The sequence below is a fragment of the Mycobacterium sp. E3247 genome, assembly GCF_001667785.1.
In the GTDB taxonomy this organism is placed as follows: Bacteria; Actinomycetota; Actinomycetes; order Mycobacteriales; family Mycobacteriaceae; genus Mycobacterium.
Genome location: NZ_LZJG01000161.1, coordinates 1 through 3,925, shown reverse-complemented (window position 1 = coordinate 3,925; position 3,925 = coordinate 1). Strand labels below are relative to the sequence as shown.

The window sequence follows — 3,925 nt, the reverse complement described above, 5'->3', positions numbered from 1 at the left end:
GGACCGCGTCGCGGTGTTGCTGGACAAGTCACCCGAATTGGTCATCACCGCGCTGGGCGTGCTCAAGGCGGGCGCGGTCTATCTGCCGGTGGATCCCACCTACCCCGAAGATCGGCTGACCTTCATCCTCGCCGACGCCGGCGCCGAACTGGTGCTGCGCGAGCCCGTTACCGGCCTGTCGCGATACCCCGCCTCCGCGCCCGCCGAGTTGGTCCGGCCGCTGAGCCCGCAGAACACCGCGTACCTGATCTACACGTCGGGATCGACCGGGCTGCCCAAGGGCGTGCCGGTGCCCCATGCGCCCATCGCCGAGTACTTCGTCTGGTTCGGCGACGAGTATCGCGTCGACGAAACCGACCGGCTGTTGCAGGTCGCGTCGCCCAGCTTCGACGTCTCCATGGGCGAGATCTTCGGCACGTTGATCATGGGTGCCCGCCTGGTGATTCCGCGGCCCGACGGGCTGCGCGACATCGGCTACCTCACCGAACTGCTCAGCCGCGAAGGCATCACCTCGATGCACTTCGTGCCGTCGCTGCTCGGACTGTTCCTGTCGCTGCCCGGCGTCGGCCAGTGGCGCACCCTGCGGCGCGTACCGATCGGCGGGGAGGCCTTGCCGGGCGAGATCGCCGACAAGTTCCACGCCACCTTCGATGCGCTGCTGTACAACTTCTACGGGCCGACCGAGACCGTGGTCAACTGCACCAGTTACCCGGTGGAAGGGGCACAGGGCACCCGGGTGGTGCCCATCGGCCGTCCCAAGATCAACACGCAGGTGCACCTGCTCGACAACGCGCTGCGGCCCGTTCCCGCGGGTGTGATAGGCGAGATCTACATCGGCGGAACACATGTCGCGCACGGATACCACGGCAGGCCGGGACTGACGGCCGAACGCTTCGTCGCCGACCCGTTTACCCCGGGCCGCCGGTTGTACCGCTCGGGCGACCTGGCTCGCCGCAACGCCGACGGGGACATAGAGTTCGTCGGCCGTGCCGACGAGCAGGTGAAGATCCGCGGCTTTCGCATCGAGCTGGGTGAGGTCGCCGCGGCCATCTCCGTGGACCCCAGTGTGGGACAAGCGGTTGTGCTGGCCATGGACCTGCCCCGGCTGGGCAAGAGCCTGGTGGGATTCGTCACGCCGGCCCAGGGCGGTGGACCGGAAACCGTTGAGGTCGAGCGCATTCGCGCCCGGGTGGCCGCCGCGCTGCCCGACTACATGACACCGGCGGCCTACGTGACGCTCGACGAAATCCCGATCACGGCGCACGGCAAGATCGACCGCGCCGCGCTGCCGCAACCGCAGATCGCGGCGGCCGCCGAATACCGCGACCCGACCACCGCCACCGAACGCCGCGTCGCTGCACTGTTTTCCGCGCTGCTGGGTCACGACCGGGTGGGCGCCGACGACTCGTTCTTCGACCTGGGTGGCCACTCGCTGGTGGCCACGAAACTCGTCACCGCGATTCGCTCCGAGTGTGGGGTTGAGCTCGGCATCCGGGACGTGTTCGAGCTACCGACCGTGGGCCTGCTGGCGGAGCGGCTCGACCAGCTGAGTTCTGGCGGGCTCAGGCCGTCGCGGCCCAAGCTGATCGCGACCGCCCACGATGAGCCCATGCCGCTGTCGGCGTCTCAGCTGCGCAGCTGGTTCGCCTACCGCGTCGACGGTCCCAGCTGGGTCAACAACATTCCCTTCGCCGCGAAACTGACCGGCCCGTGGGACATCGAGGCCCTGATCGCCGCGGTCGGCGACGTCGTCGCCCGGCACGAGATCCTGCGCACCTCCTACGTCGAGGTGGACGGCGTGCCCTATCAGGTGGTCGGGCCCGCGGGTGAGGTCTCCGTGCGCCGAGCAACCGGGCCCGACGACGCGTGGCTGCAGCGGGAGCTGGACGCCGAACGCCGGCACTGCTTCGAGTTGGACCGCGAGCTGCCTGTCCGGGTCGCGGTGCTGCACAGCACCGACAACCCCGCCGAGCATGTGCTGTCGTTGGTGATCCACCACATCGCCTCCGACCACTGGTCGGCCGGAGTGCTGTTCGCCGACGTGATGACCGCCTATCGTGCGCGCCGGGCCGGGGAGGTCCCGTCCTGGGCGCCGCTACGGGTGCAGTACGCCGACTACGCGGCGTGGCAGGCGGCGTTCCTGGGTGACGCGAGCGGCCAGGAGTCCGCCGTTGCCGCCGAGCAGCGCGAGTATTGGACGCGGCAGCTGGCCGGGCTGCCGGAGGACACCGGGCTGCGGCCCGACTTCCCCCGCCAGCCGGTGCCCAGCGGCGCGGGCGAATCCGTCGAGTTCCGCATCGACGCGGCGACGCGCGGCAAGCTCGCCGCGCTGTGCCGCGAGTTGGGCATCACCGAGTTCATGCTGCTGCAAACGGCGGTCGCGGTGGTGCTGCACAAGGCGGGGGGAGGCCTGGACGTCCCGCTCGGCACCCCGGTCGCCGGGCGCACCGAGGCCGAATTGGACCAACTGATCGGCTTTTTCGTCAACATCCTGGTGCTGCGCAACGACCTGACCGGCAACCCGACGCTGCGCGAGCTGCTCACCCGGGCGCGCGAGACGGCGCTGGCCGGCTACGCCCACCAGGACCTGCCGTTCGACCGGGTGGTCGACGCCGTCAGCCCGGTCCGTTCCCTGTCGCGCAACCCGCTGTTCCAGGTCGTCGTGCACGTCCGTGACCACCTGCCCGCCACCCGGGTGATCGAGCAGGCGCCGGTCGAGGGCGGGCAAGACGCGGTGTGCACCTCCCTGGACCCCGTCTTCGACATGGCGCACGCCGATCTGAGCGTCAACTTCTTCGGCACCGACGGCTCGGGCGGCGTCGGCTACAACGGCAACCTGATCTTCCGCACGGAGCTGTATGCCAGGACCACCATCGAGCGGCTGGCCGGCTGGCTGACCCGGGTGGTCACCGAGTTTGCCGACCACCCCGAACAGACTTTGCGGGGCGTTCAGTTGACCGACGCCGGCGAGCGGCGGGCGATGCTCGACGGCTGGAGCCGCGGCGAGCGCGCGCCGCGGGATCGGCCGCGCACCATTCCCGAACTGCTGCGGCCGAGCCGAACCTGGGGACCCGGCCGGATCGCGGTGCGCTGCGGCGATCAGCAGATGGATTACCCCGCGCTGCACCGCCGTTCGGACAACCTGGCGGAGCTGCTCGCCGCGCATGGGGTCGGCCCCGGGACGCTGGTCGGGCTTTCGACGCGGCGGGGACTCGACCTGGTGGTGGCGCTGGTGGCCATCATGAAGGCCGGCGGCGGCTATTTCCCGATCGATCCGGGCTACCCGACGGCGCGCAAGCAGTTCATGCTCGACGACGTGCGGCCGCCGGTGGTGCTGGCCACCGCGGACGCCGCCGCCAGCATGCCCGAAGTCGCCGGCATCACGGTGATCTCGCTGGACGACCCGCAGGTGCGCGACGTGGTGCACAACGGCGGGGCCGGTCGGCGGGAATTGCCGCTGCCGCACCCGGACGACCCGATGTATTTGGTCTTCACGTCGGGGTCGACGGGCACGCCGAAGGGTGCGGTGGGCACCCATCGATCGATGACGGCCCGGCTGGACTGGCAGCTGAGGCACTACCCGCCGAAAGCGGACGACGTCCGGCTGGCGCAGGCGTCGATGACGTTCCTCGAGGGCGGCATGGAGATGCTGGCCGGTCTCGCGGCGGGGGCCACCATGATCCTCGCCGACGACGCCGAGCACCGCGACCCGGAAGCCCTGGGTGACTTGATGACCCGGCATTCGGTCGCCCAACTGACCGCGGTGCCCAGCCTGGTCTCCGCCCTGATCGACAGCCGGCCCGACGCGGTGCGGGCACTGTCCCGCCTGGTGTGTGGCGGAGAACCGGTGGGCACCGCGCTCCTGCAGCGACTCGTTTCGGTGTGCTCCGGCGCGGGCCCCGAGCTGTTGAACAACATCGGCTCC

1 protein-coding gene is annotated in these 3,925 nt (G+C 70.3%); it reads left to right on the top strand.

Annotation, left to right across the window (positions count from 1 at the left end):
- Positions 1-3,925: non-ribosomal peptide synthetase (locus tag A9X04_RS08750; protein WP_156764277.1), on the top strand; the 3,925-nt coding region annotated here is incomplete at both ends.